This window comes from Streptomyces sp. AC627_RSS907, from assembly GCF_019049165.1.
In genome coordinates this window covers 1-780 of record NZ_JAGMUE010001047.1, presented here as the reverse complement: position 1 = coordinate 780, position 780 = coordinate 1, and the positions used below count along the sequence as shown (strand labels likewise).

The window sequence follows — 780 nt, the reverse complement described above, 5'->3', positions numbered from 1 at the left end:
GCCCCGGCCGCCGCCGCTGCCGCGCCCACGACGGCGCGCCGACCGGGTCCCCGTGGGCTCATGTCAGGTCCTCCACGGGAACGCGGCGGAAGGTGAGGGTCGAGTAGGCGCTGAAGTCGCCCGTCTCGTAGAGCAGTCCGACGGTGTCGTCGTCCAGTCGCGCGAGGTCGGAGTAGGCGGCCGGCAGGCCGTCCACGGTGTGCGCCGTGCGCCAGGTGACGCCCCCGTCGTCGCTGGCCCGCACGGTCATCAGGGCCCGGTAGTCCGGCGTCGCGGGCCCGGAGAACAGCAACGTTCCGCCGCCGGGCGCGCCGGGGCGGTCCAGGTGCAGGACGCTGCCCTGGACGACGGGCGTGACCAGGCCGGCCTGCGGGCGGAACGGCTTGACCAGCGAGGCGCCGCCGTCGGTCGAGTAGGCGTCGGCCCGGTTGCCGGGCGCGGCGGCGTCGGTGCGGGTGTTGAGGTAGACCCGACCGTCCGGGAGCTGCGCGGCGGTCGTCTCGTTGACGTTGACGTAGCCGTCCGGGTTGTCGTCCACGTAGCCCAGCCGCCAGGTCGCGCCGCCGTCGTCGCTGAGCAGGTCGTGGCCGCCGTTGTACTTGCCCTCCGTGCCGCTGTCGGCGCCGGAGGGCGGCAGCGAGTGGTTGGCCGGGACCACGACGCGCCCGGCGTGCGCTCCGTGGCGCAGGAGGAGGGCGTGCCCGGGCGTGGTGGCGTACCAGCGCCACTCGGGGCGCTTGACGTGCTCGGTGATCTCGCGCGGGCTCGACCAGGTCGATC

General features: G+C 75.1%; 1 protein-coding gene. It reads right to left on the bottom strand.

Going from position 1 to position 780, the window contains the following annotated elements:
- Positions 1 to 58 precede the first annotated feature (58 nt).
- On the bottom strand, positions 59 to 780 hold a 722-nt coding region (locus tag KUM32_RS40180; RefSeq protein ID WP_217146649.1), incomplete at its 5' end, for an exo-alpha-sialidase.